Below are 24,585 nucleotides of genomic sequence, written 5' to 3' on the forward strand. Positions count from 1 at the left end.
GAGTGTCAGGGTTCAAGGGAGAAATAATTTCTGTTCATTCTTTCCCCTATACCCCTTCCTACGCCCTAGTTCTACTGGCATTTAGCGATATCTTCGTTAAAACTGCTGTCCCAGAGTTGTTTGACATCAACTTTTGCGGGAATTACACCCGCTTGGAAAAATGTGTCAGCAACCTTTTGTTGAGAAGTTATAGCTGCGTCAGAAACCGGGAGTAATTCTTGACGACGCTGTTTTAGACCTTGCTGGGCATCTTGATAAACAATACCTTCATCGACATTAATGTTAGTTGCATAGGTCTTAGACCATTGCTTGAGGTTAGATTCGCGCCAGTTTTGGGATTTTTGCAAACGACATAAGAAATCAGCGATCGCCACTTTTTTTTGGGAATCAGCGAGCGCATTCGGCGAAGCAATAATCACAAAGTTACCGCTTAAAATATCTTTGGCAGATTCCAACACTCGCGCCCCTTCTTTTTGCGCTTGGGGGATAGAGTAACCGTAGGTAGCCCAAGCATCCAGTTCGCCTTTCCGAAAAGCCGAAAGTCCATCAGGTATGGATAAAGGAACTGCATTGATATCCTTCATCGTCAGCCCGGCTTTTTCCAACATCTTAATTAAAAAGTAGTGGGCGGTTGTAGCTTTAACGTAACCGACTTTCTTACCCTTGAGATCAGCGATGGTTTTGGCTGTTGAATTTTTGGGTATAAGTACAACTTGACCAACCGTTGGCCCTTTAAGAGTAGCGATAATTTTGACAGATGCTTTCGATTCAATCGCAAAAATCGGCGGAATTTCACTAGCTGAAGCCAAATCAATTGCACCAGCATTGATGGCTTGTACCATCAAATTACCGCCAGTAAACTCAGTAAATTGAGTTTGGTATGGAAAATCATCTAGTCCAGCTAACTTTAAATTTAAATCCCAGCCACCTTTGTACTTAGCAACCCGTAATTGAGTTGTATTCGATACTCCCACTTCAGATGGACTAGGATTTACTGCGATCGTTGTTGGACTGGTAGACTTAACCTCTGAGCAAGCCGTTGTTGCTACTAACAAACACCCCAGAGGCAAGATAAAATTCTGCCGTAACCAATTAGTAAACACGTCGACTCTTAAGTATAAAAAAAGACAAATTTTCTAATAACATCTCCGCGTACCTTCGCGCCAACCTCCGCGTGCCTCTGCGTTAAAAAAGGTATTCGCAACTATTCCAACAAATCTGGTTCTTCCCTCACAATCCGGTCATAGAGAGGCTGAAAACTAAACCAACCGCCCGAATGTGTTCCCACTTGACCATGAGTGAAAGCCGCCGTTTCATGATCAATTGGCAGTGGTTTACCAGCCGCTTCTGCCAACAACTGAGCTTGAGCCGATCGCTCAAAGGAAATGTACCAAAAAGCAGCCTCGTCCACTGTTTGTCCCACAGTCAAAAAGCCATGATTTCTGAGGATGACAGCTTTTTTATCTCCCAAGGTTTCAGCAATTCTCCTACCTTCAGAAGTATCTAAAACCACTCCTTTGTAGTCATTAAATAAAACATGGTCTTGATAAAAAGCACAAGCATCTTGGGTTAAAGGGTCAAGCAGACGACCCAAACTCGACCAAGATTTGCCATGCAGCGAATGAGCATGAGCCGCTGCAACTATATCGGGTCGCGCTTCATGTACCTGGGAATGAATCGCAAAGGCGGCGCGATTCACGGGCGCATCACCTTTGACAACTTCCCCTTCTCTATCAACTAAAAGCAAGTCAGAAACACGGATGTGACCAAAATACTTACCCAAGGGATTCACCCAAAAATGGTCGGTAAATTCAGGGTCGCGAGCGGTAATATGGCCAGCTATTCCTTCACTGAAGCCAAAACGACCAAATAGCCTAAATGCAGCAGCCAGGCGTTGTTTGCGATAAAGGCGTTCTTCTTCCACCCGTTCAAAGACTGGCTGTTGGGGTCTAGTAAAATTTGGCATGATTTTCTCTTTCTTATTTCACAGGTACATTAGAATATCCAGAACGAAAAGACCGCACGCTATTTTGTTCGGGATGATAATGATTTCGCCAAATGCTACCAGTATCATTCCCCATAACATGAATTGAAATGGATGGAGCAAAGACAGTAGTCGCTTTGACAGAGTGAATATCGTTGTCTGGAGGTAATAAATGATAAATATCCCCAGTTTTTACTTGATAGGTTCCTACTGCTTTCAACTGGGCTTGTTTCTCTAATTCGCCGCTATCGAGACGACGATATACGGTTTCTTCCTGTTTACCTTGATATAAACCGACAAGTCCCCAAGATAAATGATCGTGGACAGGCGTGATTGCATTAGGAGGAATCACCAAACTGAAGATAGTTAGAGATCGCTCCTGGGAACGATATAACAACCATTGTCCAATTCCTCCGCCTAAACCACTGTCAGGATTTGGTTGGTCAAAAGGTTTGGGTAGCCAATTCTTTTTTTTCAGCAGTGCTGCAAAGTGCGGCTCTAAAGCATTGAGGGTTTCGGCGCGGTGATGAGTTGTGCGTGAGCTAATTTCTTGCGCGATCGCCACAAACTCACGCAAATCAGGACTATCTACAAACCATTGGTCTGCTTGTAAAGGTTCAAGAAGTGTTGTGTGGGGCATAGTTGGGGATTTCTCAAGCTACGATTGCTGTTTGTCGTTCTTGTCGTTGGACTTCTTGACGTACCAAAGGAATCACATCTCGACCGTAGGCGATCGCATCTTCTACTGGGTCAAAACCACGAATTAATATTGTTGTGACTCCCGCTTGGTAGTAATCAAATAATGACTCTGCTACCTGTTCTGGAGTCCCTACTAAAGCAGTAGTATTACCACGCGCACCAGTAGCAGCTGCGATCGGTGTCCATAAACGCTTATCGTGAATTTCCCTTTCCTTAGCAAAATCCAGCAACCGCAAAGAACCAACAGCTTCAGGTCGTGCAGCATCAGGAGATAATTGAATACCTGCTTCTGCACGAGTTTTATTGATCCGTGAAAGAATATAATGGGCTTTTTCCCAGGCTTTTGCTTCGGTTTCGCCCAAAATCGGACGCAAGGAAATACTAAACCGTAAATCTTTTCCTGGCGGTGCTGCGGCTTTTACCTCGGCGATGCGTTGTTTAATCGCCGCGATGGGTTCTCCCCAGAAAGCATAGACATTACTGTGTTTTGCCCCTACACCCACAGCCGCACCAGAAGCACCGCCGAAATATATGGGAATATGTGGTTGCTGTATGGGTTTAACGTCGGAAAATGCCCCTTTGAATTGGTAAAATTCCCCTGCATAATCAAAAGGTTCTGTACTCGTCCAAACTCGTCGCACAACATCAAGATATTCATCAGTTCGACGATAGCGAGTATCATGATCGAGCCAGTCACCATCACGCTGTTGTTCAGCATCGCTCCCGCCAGTAATGATATGTACAGCAACACGACCATTGCTAAAGTGATCTAATGTAGCTAATTTGCGTGCGGCTAAAGTAGGAGACACAAAACCCGGTCTGTGTGCAAGTAAAAACTTAAGCCTTTCGGTTGCAGCAGCCACATAACTAACAACATTAAAACCATCCGGGCCTGTAGAGCTATAACCAACCAGCACTCGGTCAAAGCCACCATCTTCATGGACTTTGGCAAAGTTACGCACATAGTTTAAGTCTATGCTTCCCCCCGTAATTGATACGGTAGGGCTATGTAATTCCGACGCATCTCGCGTACCAATCATGCCAATAAATTCAACAGACATATTAAACCTCGTTTGTCATTGGTCAATAGTCAATGGTCAATAGTTTTTTACTCCCCTGCCCCCCTGCTCCTCTGCCCCTCTGCTCCCCTCTACCCCCCTGCTCTTTTTCCTACCTAGAAGCAGTAGTTCCCAACGGACACACTGCTGTAGCAACATCTACCCGTTGTGGAATAATTTTTTGTTCTAGTAACCAGTCAGCGGTTTTCTGAAGTTTGGCGACATCTTCACTATTCGGAAATACGTAAGATTCAGGGCCACGATTTTTAGTAACTTGCTTGGCTACAACATCAGAAAGTTTTAACTCTTTGACCAAAAAATCTGATGCTGCATTAGTATTTTGATTTAGCCATTCACCATCCTCACTCAAAGCAGTCAGAGCAGCTTTCACGGCTACAGGATTTTCTTTTGCTGCATCACCACGAACAACCAAAATACTGTAAGTAGGTGCAGGATGTGTAGTAGTAATTCTTCTAGCTTTATGTTCTAATTCTGCAAGAGAAATATACGGTTCCCAAACTGCCCAAGCATCAACAGAACCTTGATATAAAGCTGGTGCAGCGTCATTTGGTGATAGGTAAACTCGCTGGACTTTTTCTTTGGGAATCTTTTCTTTTTCCAAAACTTTTAATAATAGATATTCGCCTGCACCACCTTGGTTAACTGCAACTTTTTTACCTATTAAATCAGCCGGTTTACGAATAGCAGAATTACCCCGCACTAAGATGGCGTTACTTAAAGAATCGGGACTCGGACGCTGGACGGAACCAATACAAAGAGGTTGTCCCGCAGCGATTCCAGAAAGGGTAGGAATATCACCACAGCCGCCAATATCAGCCCGATTACCATTGAGAGAACTTAAAAGCGTCGCACATCGGTCAAATGGCCCACTCCATTCAACTTTAATATTTTGTGTTGTTAATTGACGCTCTAGCTCACCTCTTTGACGCGCTAGGGGAATAATCCCGCCTTTTTGATATCCCAAGCGAATAACATTATTTTTCTCTGTAATTTTGGTAGTCACCGTGTTTGAGGCGGTATCTGATTTAGCTGAGATATTGGTGGCTGTTTGTTGACTGCAACTAGAAGCGAGCAGTCCTACAAGAGAAGCTGCGATCGCCAATATCTTATCAGTAGGATATGTATGTTTGTGCGTAAAGCGGTGTTCTTTTAAAGAATTGACCACAATTGACTCCTTGCTCACAATTTTTAGGAGTTTAGGCAGGTATATCTGTAATCATCAATCTTTAACTACTTTAAATCGACCGATTTACCGTAGTTAACAAGAATTACAATACCACTTTTTTGCTGAACTGCCCAAATTAAGTAAATATTTCTTTATCTCTCAATCTCATAAAACGTGCTAAACAACTGCTATATGCAGTTCAACTCCTTATTGTAGTTCGCGTACCAAAATCAAGCGAGTAGGGTCGGCTAAATTAACTTTGCCATCGTAATCATTTTGAATTTCTTTTAGTTTTTATTAGTAACTAAGATGCTTTCGCCCTGATGCTTCAAGGAATTCCAACAAGTAAAGTAGTCAGAGTAAACTACTCGTACAGAAAAGATAAAGGGTTGCTCATACTTTCCGCAAAACCCAAAATAGAGCGATCGCGATGTTCATAAATTAATTTTCCTTGCACATCAAATAGAAAAGTTCCGCCGCGTTGTGTCAAATAAGATGAATCTGGTACATAAATATTCCAGTTACTCAAAACTTCGGTCATGTTTCGCAAGCGTAGGGTTGCTAGTTCAAATGGACGCTGGAAACCTTTTCCTCCAGCCGCTTTGAAAAACGAACCTTTAATTGGTGGTAAAGGTGTACCCTTCACAACTTCCTCATCAGCAATTAACTGCGGAGCTTTTTTATCACCTTTATAACCTCGAAAAACTTCCTTCAGCGTTCCCGGACTACCCACCCCAGCGCACATTAGCAATAAGTTCAGCCAAGCTTTTTGTGAATTTGATAGCAAAGGAAACTGTATAGACAACCCGCGATAAAGCTTTAAAAGCCGATGAATTTCAGCATTTGCATCTACAAACAAACATTCTTGAGGGAAGCCTGTATATTTGCAAAATTTGATCCCTGAATTGCGATCGCCAATACCAATAGCACGAATTGTAATTCCTCTAGCTTCGATCTGTTTTTTTTCTCTTTGCAGCCACCAAGCGTATTCTAAATTATCAAAATCTCCCAACTGTGACCAAATAAGTATGAGTAACTTTGAAGTATGGATACAACCATCTAAAATGGGCTTAATCTCTCCATCGCTAACTCGCAGGCGTTGAGTTTGGCTCAAAATAGAATAAATATCTGGGGAATTGGAGCTTGTTTGAGTATTCATGCAGGTGAGAGCAATTAACTTATCCTAATAATAGGCAACTAGCGCAAATTCCACTATGACTACGAGTTTAGCCATTGCAGAAAAAATTACGACCCTTCGCCAAGTCGAAGAGAAACTGGGGTTAACTCTAAGTAAGGATAATCAATTTTTTACCGAATGGAGGGCTGATTTACCTGAATTAAGTGAAACAGAGCAGGCGAGATTAGAGCAAGTTCGACAAAATTATCTCTATCAAATCTCCTATGGAAGTCTTTTAGAAGAAACTATCAAAATGGTTGTTCTGTCACCATTACTTGAACTGGCTCTTTTCTACCAAGCACCCTACAGATTTCAAACAGAGGTATCTGTTGAGATTGAAGCACAGGGAGATAATGATGAGATTTTACGGGGAAGAATTGATATTTTAGTTTTGCAAGGTACATTATGGATTGTCCTAATTGAGTCAAAAAAGACAACCTTTGATGTAGAACTAGCGATTCCTCAAACATTAGCTTACATGGCAAGTCATTCCAAATCACAACAACCTCTGTACGGTATGATAGCTAACGGTAGCAGCTTCTTGTTTGTCAAAACTTTGGATAAACAGTATGCTACTTCCGATCTGTTTGCTACGCGATCTCAGTACCTGAATAATTTATCTGGAGTTTTAAAAATCCTCAAGCATTTGGGTAGCATTGTTACAGCATCTTGAGGCTAAATATTCACCTATAACTTCTTAAAATTGCTAAATTCTGCGCTGAAACTAGCTAAACTTAATCAATGTCAAGTTTTTTAGCTGTAGAGATGATTTATAAAAGTTTATCACCTAGGATATTTTTGACAATAAAACTTATATCTATTTGTTTGATTAGTGGCGCACTTGGCTTAGAATTAGCAAATCTTTATATACCTTTAAACAAGATATTCACACTGCCTAGTTTAAATATTATCTTGGCAACAGAAAGATTTGCGCTCATTATCCATTTCTTAGAAGCAGGAATCGCAGTTTTTTATGCACATTCAAAGAAGAAAATACCATTAAATTATGGGGTTTATACTTTTTTTGTTGGGACGATTGGCTTATTAGAACTATTTAATAACGAAGATATCTAATACCATTTTGGATTGTGGATTGAGAAAGCGTTTACTGGTAAGCTGTTCAGAAATCCATTTGTCGCCATCATTTTTCAAATTGGGATAATTTAATCTTTTTCGCTGAATTAATGCGACTCCCTACACTTGATATCATGTCCGGCAAATTAGTTATGATTCAGCATATCTGTGCAGAAAGACAACACTCTTCTTACCCCTGCGATCTTGATGATAAGTCTTTTACCGGACACGATATGATTGTGTGTGAGTCCGAGTAGGCGGACTTAGTTTAGACTGCCTTGTTTACGGTTTCCAGCCCGCCAATAAATTTGGATAATTTGCTGGTGTGGGGAACATCTTCTGTAAGCTGGCTTGGCGCACTGAGGCTGATTCTTGGCTGAGATTCCACAGACTTTCGTAGAAAAAGAAGGAGACACCAGCAAAGTTGCGATCGCGGACTTTCTGCACCTGATTTTGAATTTGGGCAAATGGAATTGATTTGTTCTTTAACCCAGTTATAATTCCAATACTTACAGGAATATGACTGCGTGCAGTTTTCACTTCTGGATACTCTAATTCTTTGATAAACACATTCAAGTCATCTCGATATATTTGCAACACCAATTCTTCCACAAGTCCCAGACGTTCCCATTTTTGCCAGTCAGCTAAAAAGTATTCGTAAGAAAAACGCTGAGGATTAGGCGCAACAGAAACTAAACAGTTCTTTTTTGTAGTTTTAATAGCTGTGAACACCCGCTTCATAAAGTCGGTGATTTTATTCGCCCGCCAACGCACCCATTCAGGATCTTTGGGATTTTTCGATGGTGCTTTTCCCCGATGGTCTTTTTTATAAAGTGCAACTGTATAAGCATCGTAGCCTAACTCTGAAGGCAAGCCGAAATGGTCATCAAATTGAATCCCATCAATGTCGTAGTTACGGACAATTTCCACGATTAAATCTTGGATAAATTTTTGGACATCTGGGTGGAAGGGATTTAACCAAACTCTATCATGTATACCTTCTTTGACAATTTTTGTGCCATTGCTGCGGCTTGTCAGCCATTGGGGGCGATTTTTAGCTAATAAAGAATCTGCGGGAGCCATAAACCCAAATTCAAACCAGGGAATTACCGTTAAGCCTTGTTTATGTCCCTCATCAACAATTTCTTTGAGCATATCGCGTCCTTGTAACCCTGGTGTCGGATCAAGCGATCGCCCAATTACTTTAGCAGCTACTTTGCTGGGATATAATGTGTATCCCCAATTCCATACCGCCGGATAAACTGTATTAAAGTTTAATTCATCCAGCCGCTGCAAAGCATTCTTCAGACGGTTACGTTCAAACAACACCTCACTATCAATATTTGTTAACCATACGCCCCTTAATTCTGAACGCGTCGGCAGATTTTGCGCCGCAATCGGGAACGAAAGCAAGACTGTAGCGATCGTGCTGAGAATAACTATAACGGCGAAAAAAGCTTGTTTCCGGTTGTGATACAGATTCCAGGCAAATAACTCAACACACCACTTAACAAATTTTTTCATATTTGGTTACAGACAAAAGAAAACATGGAAAAATGACTGCTATATCTGGGTAGAAGTTGCTTAGACATCTGCTACGCAAAATTTAATAGCCAAAGACTTAACATATAACAGTTTTCCCTTACACTCCTATACCCTTATACCCATCCTTCACAAGGATCTCAGATTTTTTTAGTGCCATTAATCTTTGTATTTACCTATTTCTGTTACTTCAATAGCATTGTAGTTATAGTTACACAAAGTTAGATAAATTCTATGTATACAAATCTTGACTTATTTACCTAATATTGGACATTTAGGATTATGCTATTTATTACAATAAGAAAACTTATCCCAATTGTCATCGCAACAACTGTAATATAAGTAACAAATAAACAAGTAACTTCACTATATAAATAAGCCCTCTTGAAGAGCAAGTGCAAGGTATGTAATGAATATTCCTAATAACTCACCAGAAGATTTAGGCAATAATCTCGCAGCGGCCGAGAGGTTAGCAAGGGCGATTAAGGTTGCAGGGGGAGAATTTTCTTTGATATTAGCCTGTTGCGACTCTATTGCTAAACAACAGCAGATACTAAAACTTTTACAAGAATTGTCATCTGTAGCAATTCAAGAAATGAGATTAATGCCTACAGATGAAACACTTTATACAACCATCACAAATACTATCGGTATTTCGCAACCTCAAGCTTTGATGGTGCATGGTTTAGAATCTGTTGTAGCAATACCGCAAATGCTGATCAGTACAAATCTCATGCGAGATGAGTTTCGCAAAAATTTGCATTTTCCTATAGTACTGTGGGTTAATAATGAAGTTCTGAGCCAGCTAGTTTGGTTAGCGCCTGATTTAAAAAACTGGGCAGCAACTACTATTAGGTTTGATATTTATCATAGTCAATTAATTGAAAATCAAGCAGTGAGTGCTTAACTAAGTCTGAACTATTAAATATTTATTTTTAAACATATTTTTAAGATTGTTAATTTTTGGTAAAAATATAGGAACAAACCATCTGTATACTAGCGTCTCTCTTCATATCTGCTTCACAAGACAGATTTTTGAAGAATCCCAACTACATAGAATTTTGGGACTGTATATTTTTTGTCATTAATTACTATATCTCAGTTTTTAATGCCTTAAATATTGACGAATAGAGGCATTTTATTGATGAAACCTATGCTAAAAAATCCGCAAACAACCAATCAAGCCCGAATTTTTACCGCCTTAGTTTTGACTAGTATTTTGTCTATTGCTAGTGGGTTAACCCTGATCAAAAGTGCCATAGCTAACCCAACAAACTTTCTACCTGCAACTACTAATGAAGTTTACGCAGATAAAAGTAAACCAAATCGCTTACCACCGTCAGTCACTAATGCGGTGCTAAGAGATTTAGCCAGCAGAGTTGGAACATCTAGGGGAGAATTGCAAATTGTTAATTATAGTCAAAAGACTTGGCGTAATGGTTGTTTAGAACTACCGCAACCAAAGGAATTTTGTACCCAAGCATTAGTTCCTGGTTGGCTAGTCGTAGTATCTAATGGTAGACAAAAGTGGACTTATCATACTAATAATAATGGGCGTTCTTTACGTTTAGCTTCGTCAAATAATTCATCACAAAACGAATTACCAAGAAAAGTTCGAGAAGCAGTTTTACAACAAGCGCAAGAAGTTTCAGGATTATCAGCGCGATCGCTATCTATTATAAATTTTAAAGCAACAGATTGGTCAGATGGTTGCGATCGCTCTACTCCTCCCTATCCTTGTGATCCCATTCTCGTCTCTGGTTGGCAAGTAACCGTAGGTGCAGCAAATCAACGCTGGGTGTTCTTATCAGATAGCGATGGTGCGCGCATCAAGCTGGCTAAAGATCAGAATTCAACAAATACAAACAAACCTCTACCCATCCCGCAGAGTGAATTACCACCACCTTTAGATCAAGGTGTAGTATTCCGCCAAATCTCTAGCGGTGGTTTTGCTGGGAGAACTTACGAAACTGTATTACGTAATGATGGGACTTTGATTCGCGTACGCATTGGTGATGCTAACGATTCGGAACGCAGTGTGCGCCGTGTTTCTCGCCAACAAGTGCAACAATTTGAACAATTGCTACAACGCACCAGAGGAGAATTTAGAAATGTGAATTATCCAGCACCCACTGGCGCAGCCGATTATATTACTTACACTCTCACCAGCCGTCAGGGTACAGTGCAATACAACGATATTGCACAAAATAACCTACCGCAAAATTTACAACTAGTCATTAAAGCTTGGAGTGAAATTAACAACAACCAAGCGACAGATGATACCTCTAAGCTTGTATCTATCCCGCAGAGTGAATTACCACCACCTTTAGATCAAGGTGTAGTATTCCGTCAAATCTCTAGCGGTGGTTTTGCTGGGAGAACTTACGAAACAGTCTTACTTAATGACGGGAGTTTGATTCGTGTACGCATCGGTGATGCTAATGATTCGGAACGCAGTGTACGCCGTGTTTCTCGCCAACAGGTGCAACAATTTGAACAATTGCTACAACGCACCAAATGGGAATTTAGAAATGTGAGTTATCCAGCACCCGCCAATGCCGCAGATTATATTACTTACACTCTGAGCAGCAGAGTAGGTACAGTGCAATATAACGATATTTCACAAAATAACCTATCCACAAAGTTACAACGAGTAGTTACAGCCTGGAATCAACTTTTAGGTAATAGTCAATAGTTATGAGACTTACACAAGTGTTATATTTTTGTCGTTTAGGCTGTCAATGGTCAATAGTCCGAAAAAACCTTGATTTTTGACCATTGACTCTTTTACCAGAAAATAGGTGTGCCAGTTGCATGAGTCCTGAGTCAAATGAAGTTTCAATCTGAGCCGAAAAATTAATCTAACTCTCGCCGTCCTTCTAAGGCTCTAGCCAAAGTTACTTCGTCGGCGTATTCTAAATCTCCACCCACAGGTAAACCAAAGGCAATCCGTGTCACCTTTGTAAAGGGTTTAAGTAGTTGACCAATATACAGTGTGGTGGTTTCCCCTTCTATACTCGGACTGATTGCTAAAATCACTTCCTGGGGTTTTTGCTGGCCTACCCGCCGCACCAAAGGTTGGAGATTCAACTGTTCTGGGCCGATTCCATCCATTGGGGAAATCACTCCACCTAAAACGTGATATTTACCTTTATATTCGCGGGTTTTTTCCAGCGCAATCACATCCCGCGAATCAGCTACAACGCAAATAGTTTGATTGTCGCGGTTAGGATTTCGGCAGATTTCACAAACTGGCTCCGCAGATAAGTGAAAACAGACTGAACACAAGCCTATTTGTTTTTTTGCGTCAACCAACGCTTGCGCCAGAGCCTCTACTTCTGCTTCTGGTCGCTTCAAAATGTGCAAAGCCAGTCGCTGGGCTGATTTGGGGCCTACTCCTGGCAGACGTTGCAACTGTTCGATTAACCGTGCTAAAGGGCGTGCGTAAACCGTGGTCTTATCTCCAGAGTGTGTTCACCTTAACTATGATGACATAGGCTGAGGAGGAAGGGGAAACAGGGCAGGGTGCAGGGGAGAAACACAAATGACTATTGACCATTGACCATTGACTATTGACTATTAACCATTGACTTTTGACACAAAAACAACGGTTGTGCCGATCGCAATACTGCTTCTAATAAACCAGGAAATAGCATTTGCAAATCTTCGCGCCGCAATTGATTAATGTGCTGGGTTCCTTCTTTATGAGTCAAGACTACACCCGATTCTCTCAAAATCTTAAAGTGGTTGGACATGGTAGACTTGGCGATTGCAAAATCAAAATCGGCACAGCATTGCTCCCCTTTGGTTGCTAACAACCGCACAATCTCTAGCCGCACTGGGTCGCCTAACGCATACAATACCGCTGATAGTGATATATCTTTTTTGTCTGGGTGATATAAAAATCTCATACTTGTATTATCTCTTGAACTAGCGTATATTTTAATTATTCGATAAAATCGAATAAACGAATTAAAACAGGAAGGCAACTATGTCATCTGTTACAAATGTCACAGAAGCCACTTTCAAGCCAGAAGTTTTAGACAGTGAGGTACCAGTTTTAGTAGATTTTTGGGCCCCTTGGTGCGGCCCTTGTCGAATGGTCGGGCCAGTTGTTGATGAAGTTGCCACCGAATACGAAGGACAGGTAAAAGTAGTGAAGGTGAACACAGATCAAAATCCCACTGTCGCCAGCCATTACGGAATTCGCACTATACCTACACTTATGATATTTAAGGGTGGGCGGCAAGTGGATACGGTTGTCGGCGCAGTGCCAAAATCTACATTAACTAAGACTTTAGCACAGCATATTTCACAGCAGTAATAGCTATGGGTGGGCATTTGCTCACCCTGAAGCTTAAACAAGCTAGTTGAAAATTATACTAAACTCAGGCAGGAGGCAGAAGGTAAACACATTACTGTTTCTGTCCTCATTTGAATGCTCCTGGCTATATAGCAGTCCTAAATCATTTGTGAAACGATATGGACTTGAAATTAGAAAATAAATCGGCTTTAGTGAGTGGTTCGACCACAGGTATTGGTTTGGCGATCGCCCAAACTTTAGCACAAGAAGGTGCATCAGTAATTGTCAATGGTCGCACAGAACAACGAGTTACCCAAGCAGTTGATAAAATCAAACGTACCAATCCTGACGCGAAAGTTACAGGTATTGTTGCCGATTTAGCGACCAAAGCAGGCATTGAGCAAATTGTTGCTCAGGTTCCTCAAATTGATATTCTCATCAACAATCTGGGAATCTACGAGCCGAAAGGATTTTTCGAGATTACTGACGAAGATTGGCTGCATATATTGGAAGTGAACCTACTCAGCGGAGTTCGTTTGAGTCGCAAATATCTGCAAAAAATGCTAGAGCAAAACTGGGGACGAATAATTTTTATCTCTAGCGAATCTGGTTTTCAAATCCCCGTAGAAATGATTCATTACGGTGTGACTAAAACGGCTCAAATTTCCCTAGCACGAGGTTTAGCAGAAATGACTGTCGGTACAGCAGTCACAGTAAATTCCGTGCTTCCAGGGCCAACCCGTTCAGAAGGCGTTGAAGAATTTATCACCCAAATGGGAAACGAAAAGGGAATCAGCGCCAGCGAAGTTGAGGCGGAATTTTTTCAAAAAGTTCGTCCAAGTTCTCTTATCCAACGCTTTGCAACTAACGAAGAAGTTGCCACACTCGTAGCTTACCTTTCCAGTCCCCTTGCTTCGGCAACTAATGGTGCGGCTGTGCGGGTTGATGGTGGCGTAATTCGGTCAATTTAGTGCTGAGTAATATAGCAGGTAACAGAGTTAAAAGTCTTTTGATGTCTCATTTTTATCATTTACCGATGTCTTACTCCTGCCTTCTCCCAACGATAAGTGTTCACATCGAATAGCCAAATATTTATCAATAGTTAAATCTGCTAGTCAGCAGGTAGCCAAATATATAATGCCTGTAACCTACCTTTCAGGGGAAATCGCATGAATCCAATCACTCAAACAAAAGCTCTTGATGTACCTACCGCTATTCTTCAGCGTCGTTCTATCAAAACTTTTAAAACAGATCCCATCGAGCCAGAATTACTCAAACAACTAGTAGAGTTAACTGTAGCAGCACCCAGCAGCTTTAACATCCAAGACTGGCGGATTATTCTGGTACAAGATGAAGCGCAAAAAGCAGCCTTAGCCGCAGCATCTTGGAATCAGAAACAAGTTATCGAAGCACCTGTAACTTTTGTGTTCGCAGCTGATTCCAGTGCTGGGGAACAAGATTTGACTCCTATTTTAGACCAGGGATTGCAAACTGGAGCTTGGAATGAAGGCACAGTCAACTACTTTAGAAATTCTATTCCACAATTCCAAGCTGGTTTAGGAGACAAACGCCGGGAATATGCCATCAAAGATGCCATTATTGCTTCTACCCATTTAGTATTAGCAGCCGAAAGCTTGGGCTTATCCACCTGCTTTATGAATGGCTGGATTGAAGACAAAGTTAAAGAAGTAATTGGTGCAACAGATGATCCAAATTTAGCGATCGCTGTTATCGTTCCTGTAGGTTATGCCGCAGAACCTCGCTTAAATCCCGGCCGCTTACCATTTTCTTACAACGTATTTGTAGATAAAGTTGGTAATCCATATCAAGGTTAGAAAAAATATGAGGTTTGAAATTTCATAATTCTGACTTCATACGATGTGCAACTTATTCTTAAAACCCCTCTCCAAAACGGAGAGAGGCTTTGAATCTTACTCCCCTTCCCTACCAGGGAAGGGGTTGGGGGTTAGGTTTGAGAAAAAGTTGCACGTTGCACCAATGACCAATAACCCAGGAGAATCAAATCATGATTGAACTTTACTATTGGACAACGCCCAACGGTCATAAAATCACGATGTTTCTGGAAGAGGCTGAATTACCTTACAAAATTGTGCCTATTAATATTGGCGCAGGAGAGCAATTTCAACCAGACTTTCTCAAGATTTCTCCTAACAATCGTATCCCGGCGATCGTTGACCATGAACCAGTAGGTGGGGGTGCGCCAGTCTCAGTTTTTGAATCTGGAGCAATTTTGTTGTATTTAGCCGAAAAAACCGGGAAATTAATTCCTGCTGAACTCAGAAAACGGGTAGAAGTACTGCAATGGTTGTTTTGGCAAATGGGGGGTTTGGGGCCAATGGCGGGACAGAATCACCACTTTAGCAACTATGCTCCTGAAAAAATTGAATATGCAATTAACCGCTATGTCAACGAAACGGGGCGCTTATATGCAGTATTAAACAAGCAACTGACAGATAGAGAATTCATTGCTGGTGATTATTCCATTGCAGATATCGCTGCTTATCCTTGGATTGTGCCTCATGAACGCCAAGGTCAAAAATTAGAAGATTTTCCCAATATTCAGCGCTGGTTTGAAGCAATTAAAGCTCGTCCTGCAACAATTCGGGCTTACGAGAAAGCCGAAGCATTCAAAAATCAAGCTTTAGATGTGGAAAAATCTCGAAATTTGTTGTTTAACCAATCAGCAAATACAGTTACACATTAAATCTTTATGAAATCGCTGAGTAGTTTTGAATACAACATTAATGTAAGTGCGAAGGATTGAAAAACCCCTCTCCACACCTCTACCCGAATCGGCTAGAGGTGTGGAGAGGTTTATCTAACTCACTTTACCCAGCACTTTTTACACAGGAGAACTAAGTGGGTAGGTTAGCAATAGGGCAAACAGGTAAGACACCTGTCTCTTTAGGACTGTTGGGTGCGGCTGCTTTTATGGTGATTGCCGATGTGCGGGTGATTGATCCATTACTGCATATTATTGCTAACGAATTTAATGTTGGTGTTGGTAGTGCGGCGGTAATTGTCTCAGCGTATACAATTCCCTATGGATTATTTCAGTTAGTTTACGGCCCGTTGGGCGATCGCATCGGTAAATTAAAAGTGATTACCGCCGCCTTAACAGCCTTTGCCGTAGGTACAGCCCTTTGTGCGTTTGTCTCGAATATTGCCTTACTTACCTTACTGCGGTTTCTTACAGGGATGTTTGCCGCCGGGATTATTCCTGTAACATTAGCTTATATCGGTGACAATTTCCCATATACAGAACGTCAAGCCGCCATTGGTAAATATTTGAGTGCGCTGGTACTAGGTCAAATTCTTGGTGGTAGTTTGGGCGGGATATTTGGCGAGTATATTAGCTGGCGCGATATCTTTTTATTATTCGGGATTGTTTCTTTAGCGATCGCTGGGTTACTATGGCGGGGAACGCGTCATTTTAAAGATGGAAATCGTTCTACAGAGCGATTCAGTCTGGCAACATTTAAGCCATATTACCAATTACTAACTCAACCAACTGCCCGAACGGTGATTATCGCGGTATTTATTGAAGGCTTTTGCTTGATGGGCGCATTTGCCTACATTGGTGCATTTCTCCGCGATAGATACGGCTTACCTTATGTAACCATTGGGTTTATGTTAAGTAGTTTTGGTTTGGGTGGATTAATTTATAGCCGCAGCGTTAAGTGGTTAGTGCAGCGGCTAGGTGAAATTGGACTGATGGGAGTTGGTGGCTGGTTAATGTGCGTTTGCTTTTTAGCGATCGCATTACTGCACAATTGGTTATTATTTATTCCCTTTAGCACCCTGATGGGATTGGCTTTTTATATGATGCACAGCACCCTGCAAACCCAAGCCACCGAACTTACACCAGAAGCGCGGGGTACAGCAGTATCGTTATTTGCTTTTAACTTATTTATTGGTCAGGGAATTGGTGCAGCCGTATTTGGGAGAGTGGTAGATAATTTTGGCTATGTACCTTGTTTTATAATTGCCGGAATTACCCTTGCCATACTCGCAACTTGGTTATTTAAAAAAGGCAAACAAGAAGAAGCGGCTAGAGGTTAGAGACTAGGGATTAGTATTTCGACTCAGTATGTCGCGTCGCAACACACATCAACGATAGGGCTGCTTGTGATGAATTAGGATTAATCCCTGACAATAATTGAGCAAAGCGATACTTCAATTCAGACTGGCCATAATTACCTTGAAAAGTTTCTGTACCCAGCTGATGGTTGTGAGGATAAGTTTTCACACTAAAACCGAGTGGCTCCAGAATAGTGTGAAAAAGTTCTGATGTGACTCCATCTCCCGGTCGATGATGAACCTCAGTTGCTAATCCCCAACTTTGTTCTGCGGCTGAAGCGTGTCCACCTCGTTTAATTAGCCGATAAAGTCCCAGACGCAACTGCCATAACCACATCCCTAACCCTTGGAAATTCCAAGCACTGCGATGAGGGTCGTGATCTGTGATTAATATCCCACCAGGACGAACTAAACGTGCTGCTTCTGCTAAAACTACATCCATTTGATCACAATGATGTAATGTCGCATTGACCGCCACAATATCAGCAAAACCAGAAATAAAAGGAAGATTGTGAGCATCTGCTAATACAGGTGTATAGCCAAGACTTTGCGCCATTTCCAGCCCGCCATAACTCACATCTACACCAATTAGTAATTTCGGCTTTCCTCCTAGTGTGGCAAAGAGATTACCAGGGCCACAACCGATGTCTACCACAATTTTGTTATCCCAACTACCTGTAGCTGCTTGCCAGCGAGACTTAAATATATCGTTACGATGACAAGCTTCAAAGTAGTTTTTTGCCCATTCTGGATGCCCAAAATAATAGCTATTGGCTTCAATTGCTAAGGTTTTTTGGGAGATGGGATAAGTTAAAATGCTTTGTGCATCTAAGTCAGCATTAATATGAGATGCCAGGTAAGGTTTGAGGGTGGAATATTCAACAGCTTTGATCACTATTACCTCCTTTTTGATTAATAAACTGGGAAAATTAGTAAGCAAAAACTTAGCCGATCTATTTATTGATCTGTAGTTTTTGTATTCTGCACAATCTGATTTACCTGGGCTGAACGCTGAATTTTAAGTTGTTGATATTACTTACTTCTTTTCACTTAAACTAGCCTGTTTTTTCTACGTAAGTCTTCCGTAAAATCTCGTAATTCCCAGTTTTCATTATTTCTGCGGAAGGTTCATAAATTTAAGATTGAGGATTTTCAAAACTAAACAAAGTTGAGGAAAAGTACGTGTTTTAATTTGATGCTAAATCTTATACATTTTTTGGGTTAATGCGTGTAAATTCGTGAAGATTAGAAAATTTGCAATTTCATCAGATGCAATTATCTGGGAAAATAACTTAAAGCAGATTTCAAGTTTTTGAAGCTGCTGTAAACCAGATTATGATGAATTAGTAATGCCCAAAGTTCACGTTAACGAAATTGACATATTTTACGAAGTTAAAGGTAGTGGCGAACCTTTGTTATTGATTGCTGGTTTTATGTGCGATCGCTCTTATTGGTCGCTATTATTACCACATTTAGTTTCGCACTATCAAGTTATTCGTTTTGATAATCGAGGTATTGGGCAAAGTTCTATTCCCAACAGCCCTTATAGCACTCAGCAAATGGCGACAGATACCTCAGCACTACTGGATGTTCTGGGTATAAAGCAAGCACACATCATAGGTCATTCAATGGGTGGTCAAATTGCCCAAGAATTAGCATTGCTGTATCCTGAAAAAGCTAAGAGTTTAGTTTTACTTGCTTCTTTAGCTAAAGGTAATGAGCGATTTAATCAACTAGTTGAAAGCTGGGGTGATGTTGCTACAAAAATAGACTTAAAACTATATGAGAAACTCATATTACCTTGGATATTTACTGATAATTTTTATGCTATACCAGAAATAGTAGACCAACTAATTGAATGGGTAATTAACTATCCTTTTACGCCTACAGCAAATGGAATCTACCATCAAAGCCGAGCAATTATTAACCATGACACAACCGATAGAATGCAAAATATTCATTGTCCAACTTTAGTTATGGTCGGTAAACAAGATATACTCACTCCCGTAACATTTTCTCAAAAACTTGCTCAAAATATTCCTTTAGCTGAACTGCAAGTAATTGAAGATGGCGGTCATGGTTTTTTAATTGAATCAACAGAAGTAGTTACTCAAGCTATACTGAAGTTTTTAGGAAAATTTCAGTAATTAGTTGAATTTATTATTATATACTGAATAATTTAAATTGCTGATTGTATTATTACTATTAGTGGGAACTATGGAAAACTTCAAACAAACAATAGCCAGTTTTTCAAATAAAGACCTGGAAGTACGAAAAAACTGGTATTCTCCAGCAGCAGCAGCTTATAACAAAGCCAGACCGCGCTATCCACAAAATTTTATTGAACAAGTTATTAAGGCTGCTCAATTATCTCCAGATGCCAAAATTTTAGAAGTAGGATGTGGCCCTGGAACAGCAACAACTTCATTTGCTCAATTAGGTTATTCAATGCTCTGTTTAGAACCAAATCCAGATTTTTTTGAGTTAGCTAAACAAAATTGTCAACTTTATCCAAATGTGGAAATTCAAAACTCATCTTTTGAAGAATGGAATTTACAACCTGAGCAGTTTGATGCTGTTTTAGCTGCAAGTTCCTTTCACTGGATACCAGCAGAAGTAGGATATCCCAAGGCTGCAAATATTTTAAAAGATAATGGTCATTTACTTTTATTTTGGAATAAAGAATTACAACCTAGTTATGCAGTTTACCAAAGATTATCTGAAGTTTATCAAAAACACGCTCCATCTCTTGACCGTTATGAAAGTTGGGAAACTCAACAAGAAATATTCAAGGGATTCGGGAGTATAGTGATTGATTCAGGGAAATTTAAAGATATACAATTTGGGCAAGTTACTTCTGATGTAGTGTATAGTACCGATGAATATTTAACCCTACTCAATACCTATTCACCATATATACAATTAGATGCAGACACCAAAAAAATCTTATTTGCTGAATTAAGTCAAATAATAAATAATGACTTTGGTGGAAGTCTACAACTTTCATATATCTCAGCTTTTCATATTGGCAAAAAAAATTAAAATTGCGTTTAGCTTGGTTTTTGCTATCAGACTGATGGAGAATTGCGATCGCTTAACAATTTCTCTAACTCCGTAATTCGCGCTTTTAAAGGAGTCATCATTGCTTCTACCTCATTCACTGAATAGCGAATGGGAATGTGCTGGGGACAATTCTCACTCACAGCTTCAACATGAAACAAAATTACTCTTTCAATTTCTGCTGGGTAGTTAGGGATACGCAGTTGCTCAATTAAAGCTGCATCACCTTCAATATATTCAGCTGTTCCCCAAACTTTAAGACGTTTGCGATGACGGTAATCCATTAAGAACAGAAATGCTTTTGCTTCTCCTGATAAATTACCCACTGTGATGTACTGCACATTTCCAGAAAAGTCAGCAAAACCCAAAGTTTTTTCATTCAGTACTCTGAGAAAGCCTGGCGCTCCACCGCGAAACTGAATGTAAGGATAGCCATTAGAACTAACTGTTCCCAAATAAAATCCATCAAGATGAGCAATAAATTCCGCAATTTGTGGAGTAATTGAATCGTTAGCAGGGCCATTAGCAATATAGCGTTCATAGGTTTGCCGTGAACCCCGTTGTAACTGCGCGGCTTGAACTTCAGGTGTAAAAGCAATTTCTCCAAACTTGCGTGGCATAATGCACTCCTAAGTGAATTTTATGAGAGTGGACAGGAAACCTTTTGCTCGGCAATTTTTTACTAGGTTCAGTGGGTGATGAGTTGCACAATAACTCTGAAGCGTTGTTTCATACCTGGATTGATGCGATCGCCACCGTTTTAATCGAAGATGGTATGGATGAAGAACTAGTTAAATATAGAGGGGAAAATGCTGCGATCGCAATTCAAGGTTCATTCATTCTGTTTCAGGGGTTGAATGATCTTGCTCTTTTTATGGGCGTTATCTAAAAATTGCCAAAATAACTAATACAAATTCGTAATTAAATCTTACCAGTGACGCAGGACAAAGGACATAAGTAAACCAGCATGAGTGGCAAATTAATTGTATTTGAAGGGGTGGAAGGCTGCGGCAAAACAACACAAATGCAGCTTTGTGGTCAGTGGTTAGAAAGTTTGGGAATTTCGGTAGTTGTTACTCGTGAACCAGGGGGAACAGAGTTAGGTTCGCATTTGCGGCGTTTATTGCTGGAGAAGTCTGAAGATAAACCAGTTGCAGATGTGACTGAACTTTTATTATATGCGGCTGACCGCGCCCAACACGTTGAACAAGAACTTAAGCCCAACTTAGCAGTAGGAAAATATATATTATGCGATCGCTACACTGATTCTACTGTTGCCTATCAAGGTTACGGTCGGGGTTTGAATATGAGTTTAATTGAACAACTCAACTACATTGCAACATCTGGCTTAACAAGTGATTTGACTATTTGGTTAGATGTGGATGTTGAAGTGGGACTCAGCCGCAAACGCAAAGACGCAGCAGGTTTAGACCGCATTGAACAAGAAACCATCGCCTTTCATCACCGTGTTCAACAAGGATATAGCCAGTTAGCTGCGGCGCACCCATCCCGCATTGTGCGAGTAGATGGTAGTTTAAGCAAAGAAACTGTACATAGTTTAATTCAAGAAATTTTACGCGATCGCCTGCAAGTTCAATCTGTGTAAAACTTACGCAAAAAAAGAAAAATCAAGGGTTTAGGGAAGGGTGTAGGTATTCCTTATACCCCTACACCCCATCTCAACAGACAATTTTTGTGTGTAAGCCCTGATAAACTGGAACGTTGATGAAAGTGCGGTTAAAATCACAAGCAAAGCCTCAATTTAAAATCGAGTTATGAAGACTGCTGAAAAATTGGCTGCGGGTTGGCTACTGACACTCGGATTCATGTTTTTGACACTATCTGTCTCTGCGGTAAGTGAAAGAAATACTATGCTCAAGCCAATTCCATCAGGGGATGATACAGATTCCGGTAAGGATTTTGTGAATAAAGAAGCTCTTTATATGCTGGATACTACCGCCAGCCAAAGTTTTATTTTTGGTGTACCGACAATGGTTTTGGGTGGTTGGTTGAGTTTATCTTTATACCGTCGTAGTAAGAGTGAACAAAAAGTACTTCAGCAACAAGTAAGCGATCGCTTACAATCAATTTTCTATCAAATGTTACAAGAAAATCATGGCAGAGTTACCGTCTTAGGCTTTGCAATGCAGTCACAACTACCAGCATCTATTGCGCGGGAATTTTTAGACGAAAAAGCTAAAGAATTCAATGCAAATTTTAAAGTCAATGAAGAAGGGGCTGTATCATATCATTTTGATGTCTAAATCTGTTGATAAGTAAGTCTCATGACGCAGATTTTTTTGAGTGTAGCTGCCGTTTTAGGTGGTTTGTCAGTTGCGGCTGGGGCTTTTGCTTCCCATGCTTTACGAGAGCATATTAGTGAGCGATCGCTGTTAATTTTTGAAACTGGCGCTCGCTACCAAATGTATCATGCTCTAGCACTTTTAGTAGTTGCTCTCCTCATCAGTCGCCTCGAATCACCTCCAACTACTTTAATTGCTAGTGGATGGCTATTTATTATTGGCATTGCTATTTTCTCAGGCAGTTTATACGCCTTGAGCTTAACTAGTATTAAATATTTAGGCGCAATTACTCCATTAGGAGGTGTCGCCTTGATTGCTGCTTGGGGTGCCTTAGCTGTTGCTGCTGGGAATTTAAAGTTTTAAATTTTTTGACGCGGGGAATTGTAGAGTATTTTTAGCCAAAATTTAAGGGGTGATTTGATAATCACCCCCATATTCCCCTCTAATTAAAATTTATTTTTAGCACCCTGATTAGGATGTAATCTTACTTTGAAATATTAACTAAACTTTCAACTGGAGCATTAGCCAAGGTTGGCGCTGTAAAAATTTGGGAGTACAGACTTGTGGGCTGTTGACGAGCCACAACTGGTAAGACTTGACGCGCGTGAGTAGCTACTTCTACTGTTTTTACATCATAAGTCTGCGTTACTAGTTTGGGATAGAACCCGATACCGATGATGGGAAGTAGCAGACAAGCAGTGATGAACAATTCACGAGGTTTAACATCAGCAACTACAGCATCTAAATGTAACTCTTCACTTTGTTTGCCGTAGAATACTTGGCGGAGCATAGACAGTAAGTAAATTGGTGTCAAAATCACACCGACTGCTGACAGTAGCACAACTACAATCTTGAAGCTGGAACTGTAAACATCACTGGTAGCAATACCCAGGAACACCATCAATTCGCCAACGAAGCCACTCATTCCTGGTAAGGCGAGAGAAGCCATTGCACCAGCAGTATACAGTGCGAAGGTTCTAGGCATTACCTTACCAATGCCACCCATTTTATCCATCATCAAGGTGTGGGTGCGTTCGTAAGTTACACCAGACAGGAAGAATAAACTAGCAGCAATCAAACCGTGGGAAACCATCTGTAACATGGCTCCGCTGATACCAATTTCTGTATAAGAAGCTAAACCAATCAGCACAAACCCCATGTGGGCAATTGAAGAGTAAGCCAAGCGGCGTTTGAGGTTGGTTTGAGCAAAGGCGCAACAAGCACCATAAACAATGTTGACTACACCCAAGATTGCTAAAACTGGAGCGAAGTAAACATGAGCATTAGGCAACATTTCAATGTTGAAGCGAATTAGGGCATAACCACCCATCTTCAACAACACACCAGCCAAAATCATGGAACCAGGTGCAGATGCTTCACCATGAGCATCAGGTAGCCAAGTGTGCAAGGGGAAGATTGGTAACTTCACACCGAAGGCAATCAATAAACCTGCATAAACTAATAATTCCAAGGCTTTAGGATATTGTTTCATTCCTAGAGATGCCATGTCGAAGGTGACGGTATCTCCATAGAATGCCATCGCAAAACCAGCTACAAGAATAAATATTGAAGCAGCAGCAGTATATAAAATAAATTTGGTAGCAGCGTAACGACGTTTTGCACCACCCCAGATAGAAATCAGCAAGTAGACGGGAACTAGCTCGATTTCCCACATGAGGAAGAACAATAGCAAGTCTTGGGCTAGAAATACACCCAACTGGGCGCTGTACATCACCAACATCAACCCATAAAACAATCGCGGCTTGTTGGTTACTTTCCAAGCCGCGAAGATTGCTAATGTGTTGATTAAGCCTGTTAACAAGATGAGGGGCATCGATAAGCCATCAACTGCTACAGACCAATTTAAACCGATTTGTGGAACCCAAGAGTATTTTTCGACGAATTGGTAAGTTGAGCTTTGAAAATCGTAGTTATGCCAGAAAGCATAAATCATTAAGGCAAAATCCGCGATCGCAACTCCTAAACCATACCAGCGGACTGTTTTTCCTTCTTTATCTGGAATTATGGGGATGGCTAGGGCAGCCACCAAGGGCAAAGCAATTATGGCAGTTAGCCAAGGAAATTCCATAGCATTCAT

The 24,585-nt window shown here is 40.8% G+C and carries 27 protein-coding genes; 15 read left to right on the forward strand and 12 right to left on the reverse strand.

From position 1 onward, the window contains the following. Window positions 1-71 precede the first annotated feature (71 nt). From AC504W_RS25590 to AC504W_RS25615, 6 genes are all read right to left on the reverse strand, one after another. Window positions 72-1,103, reverse strand: coding sequence for an ABC transporter substrate-binding protein (locus AC504W_RS25590; RefSeq protein WP_494875035.1), 1,032 nt, complete (start codon window positions 1,101-1,103; stop codon window positions 72-74). A 101-nt stretch (window positions 1,104-1,204) separates the two neighbouring features. Next, entirely contained in the window at window positions 1,205-1,966 is a 762-nt protein-coding gene (locus AC504W_RS25595; protein WP_494875036.1) for a class II aldolase/adducin family protein, read from the reverse strand. Window positions 1,967-1,979: 13 nt separating this feature from the next. Beyond that, a complete protein-coding gene (locus AC504W_RS25600; RefSeq protein ID WP_494875037.1) occupies window positions 1,980-2,624 on the reverse strand; it encodes a cysteine dioxygenase family protein in 645 nt (214 codons plus the stop codon). A 13-nt stretch (window positions 2,625-2,637) separates the two neighbouring features. After that, window positions 2,638-3,744: an LLM class flavin-dependent oxidoreductase gene (locus tag AC504W_RS25605; protein WP_494875038.1), complete on the reverse strand. Its 1,107-nt coding sequence runs from the start codon at window positions 3,742-3,744 to the stop codon at window positions 2,638-2,640. A gap of 109 nt (window positions 3,745-3,853) precedes the next feature. Continuing rightward, entirely contained in the window at window positions 3,854-4,927 is a 1,074-nt protein-coding gene (locus AC504W_RS25610) for an aliphatic sulfonate ABC transporter substrate-binding protein (RefSeq protein WP_494875039.1), read from the reverse strand. A 364-nt stretch (window positions 4,928-5,291) separates the two neighbouring features. Further along, a complete protein-coding gene (locus tag AC504W_RS25615; protein ID WP_494875040.1) occupies window positions 5,292-6,086 on the reverse strand; it encodes a peroxiredoxin-like family protein in 795 nt (264 codons plus the stop codon). 55 nt (window positions 6,087-6,141) lie between these two features. Here AC504W_RS25615 and AC504W_RS25620 point away from each other — a divergent pair, with 55 nt between their 5' ends. Both AC504W_RS25620 and AC504W_RS25625 read left to right on the forward strand, forming a co-directional pair. Next, window positions 6,142-6,777, forward strand: coding sequence for a type I restriction endonuclease (locus tag AC504W_RS25620; protein WP_494875041.1), 636 nt, complete (start codon window positions 6,142-6,144; stop codon window positions 6,775-6,777). A gap of 68 nt (window positions 6,778-6,845) precedes the next feature. Beyond that, window positions 6,846-7,178, forward strand: a complete 333-nt coding sequence (locus AC504W_RS25625) for a hypothetical protein (RefSeq protein WP_494875042.1) — start codon at window positions 6,846-6,848, stop codon at window positions 7,176-7,178. Between the two features lie 282 nt (window positions 7,179-7,460). On the opposite strand, the gene AC504W_RS25630 is transcribed toward AC504W_RS25625, so the two are convergent. Further along, window positions 7,461-8,702: a glycoside hydrolase family 10-like protein gene (locus tag AC504W_RS25630; RefSeq protein ID WP_494875043.1), complete on the reverse strand. Its 1,242-nt coding sequence runs from the start codon at window positions 8,700-8,702 to the stop codon at window positions 7,461-7,463. 427 nt (window positions 8,703-9,129) lie between these two features. On the opposite strand from AC504W_RS25630, the gene AC504W_RS25635 reads away from it, so the two are divergent. Next, window positions 9,130-9,627 (forward strand): hypothetical protein, encoded by a 498-nt coding sequence (locus AC504W_RS25635; protein ID WP_494875044.1) that lies wholly within the window; start codon window positions 9,130-9,132, stop codon window positions 9,625-9,627. A gap of 237 nt (window positions 9,628-9,864) precedes the next feature. Next, on the forward strand, window positions 9,865-11,415 hold the full coding sequence (locus tag AC504W_RS25640) for a DUF8738 domain-containing protein (protein WP_494879472.1): 1,551 nt from the start codon (window positions 9,865-9,867) through the stop codon (window positions 11,413-11,415). 161 nt (window positions 11,416-11,576) lie between these two features. On the opposite strand, the gene recR is transcribed toward AC504W_RS25640, so the two are convergent. Together recR and AC504W_RS25650 are read right to left on the reverse strand one after the other, a co-directional pair. Further along, complete coding sequence (gene recR / locus AC504W_RS25645; protein WP_245894836.1) at window positions 11,577-12,134, reverse strand: recombination mediator RecR; 558 nt, start codon at window positions 12,132-12,134, stop codon at window positions 11,577-11,579. Between the two features lie 155 nt (window positions 12,135-12,289). Further along, entirely contained in the window at window positions 12,290-12,631 is a 342-nt protein-coding gene (locus AC504W_RS25650; protein WP_103124076.1) for an ArsR/SmtB family transcription factor, read from the reverse strand. An 80-nt stretch (window positions 12,632-12,711) separates the two neighbouring features. Between AC504W_RS25650 and trxA the strand changes: the two genes are divergently transcribed. The 5 genes from trxA (at window position 12,712) to AC504W_RS25675 (ending at window position 17,106) form a co-directional block, all read left to right on the forward strand. Beyond that, entirely contained in the window at window positions 12,712-13,044 is a 333-nt protein-coding gene (trxA, locus tag AC504W_RS25655) for a thioredoxin (protein WP_096581138.1), read from the forward strand. 158 nt (window positions 13,045-13,202) lie between these two features. After that, the gene (locus tag AC504W_RS25660; protein WP_494875047.1) at window positions 13,203-13,994 is read left to right on the forward strand and encodes an SDR family NAD(P)-dependent oxidoreductase; all 792 of its coding nucleotides are present in this window, start codon (window positions 13,203-13,205) and stop codon (window positions 13,992-13,994) included. 198 nt (window positions 13,995-14,192) lie between these two features. Continuing rightward, window positions 14,193-14,858, forward strand: coding sequence for a nitroreductase family protein (locus AC504W_RS25665; RefSeq protein ID WP_494875048.1), 666 nt, complete (start codon window positions 14,193-14,195; stop codon window positions 14,856-14,858). 191 nt (window positions 14,859-15,049) lie between these two features. Further along, entirely contained in the window at window positions 15,050-15,748 is a 699-nt protein-coding gene (locus AC504W_RS25670; protein ID WP_494875049.1) for a glutathione binding-like protein, read from the forward strand. A 155-nt stretch (window positions 15,749-15,903) separates the two neighbouring features. Further along, entirely contained in the window at window positions 15,904-17,106 is a 1,203-nt protein-coding gene (locus AC504W_RS25675; protein WP_494875050.1) for an MFS transporter, read from the forward strand. Between the two features lie 10 nt (window positions 17,107-17,116). Here the strand turns inward: AC504W_RS25675 and AC504W_RS25680 are convergent, their stop codons facing one another. Further along, window positions 17,117-18,019 carry a class I SAM-dependent methyltransferase gene (locus AC504W_RS25680; protein WP_494875051.1) on the reverse strand — a complete coding sequence of 301 codons (903 nt, stop codon included), beginning with the start codon at window positions 18,017-18,019 and terminating at the stop codon, window positions 17,117-17,119. 454 nt (window positions 18,020-18,473) lie between these two features. Between AC504W_RS25680 and AC504W_RS25685 the strand changes: the two genes are divergently transcribed. Beyond that, entirely contained in the window at window positions 18,474-19,271 is a 798-nt protein-coding gene (locus AC504W_RS25685) for an alpha/beta fold hydrolase (protein ID WP_494875052.1), read from the forward strand. Window positions 19,272-19,341: 70 nt separating this feature from the next. Continuing rightward, a complete protein-coding gene (locus AC504W_RS25690; protein ID WP_494878767.1) occupies window positions 19,342-20,166 on the forward strand; it encodes a class I SAM-dependent methyltransferase in 825 nt (274 codons plus the stop codon). Window positions 20,167-20,192: 26 nt separating this feature from the next. Here the strand turns inward: AC504W_RS25690 and AC504W_RS25695 are convergent, their stop codons facing one another. Continuing rightward, window positions 20,193-20,804, reverse strand: coding sequence for a pyridoxamine 5'-phosphate oxidase family protein (locus AC504W_RS25695; RefSeq protein ID WP_494875053.1), 612 nt, complete (start codon window positions 20,802-20,804; stop codon window positions 20,193-20,195). A gap of 44 nt (window positions 20,805-20,848) precedes the next feature. Here AC504W_RS25695 and AC504W_RS25700 point away from each other — a divergent pair, with 44 nt between their 5' ends. The 4 genes from AC504W_RS25700 (at window position 20,849) to AC504W_RS25715 (ending at window position 22,850) form a co-directional block, all read left to right on the forward strand. Beyond that, on the forward strand, window positions 20,849-21,073 hold the full coding sequence (locus AC504W_RS25700) for a hypothetical protein (RefSeq protein ID WP_494875054.1): 225 nt from the start codon (window positions 20,849-20,851) through the stop codon (window positions 21,071-21,073). Between the two features lie 78 nt (window positions 21,074-21,151). After that, the gene (gene tmk / locus AC504W_RS25705; RefSeq protein WP_494875055.1) at window positions 21,152-21,790 is read left to right on the forward strand and encodes a dTMP kinase; all 639 of its coding nucleotides are present in this window, start codon (window positions 21,152-21,154) and stop codon (window positions 21,788-21,790) included. A gap of 169 nt (window positions 21,791-21,959) precedes the next feature. Further along, window positions 21,960-22,448 carry a hypothetical protein gene (locus AC504W_RS25710; RefSeq protein WP_494875056.1) on the forward strand — a complete coding sequence of 163 codons (489 nt, stop codon included), beginning with the start codon at window positions 21,960-21,962 and terminating at the stop codon, window positions 22,446-22,448. A 21-nt stretch (window positions 22,449-22,469) separates the two neighbouring features. Beyond that, the gene (locus AC504W_RS25715; protein WP_494875057.1) at window positions 22,470-22,850 is read left to right on the forward strand and encodes a DUF423 domain-containing protein; all 381 of its coding nucleotides are present in this window, start codon (window positions 22,470-22,472) and stop codon (window positions 22,848-22,850) included. Between the two features lie 121 nt (window positions 22,851-22,971). On the opposite strand, the gene AC504W_RS25720 is transcribed toward AC504W_RS25715, so the two are convergent. Next, the gene (locus AC504W_RS25720; RefSeq protein ID WP_494875058.1) at window positions 22,972-24,585 is read right to left on the reverse strand and encodes an NAD(P)H-quinone oxidoreductase subunit 4; all 1,614 of its coding nucleotides are present in this window, start codon (window positions 24,583-24,585) and stop codon (window positions 22,972-22,974) included.

Source organism: Nostoc sp. C96 (genome assembly GCF_059384975.1).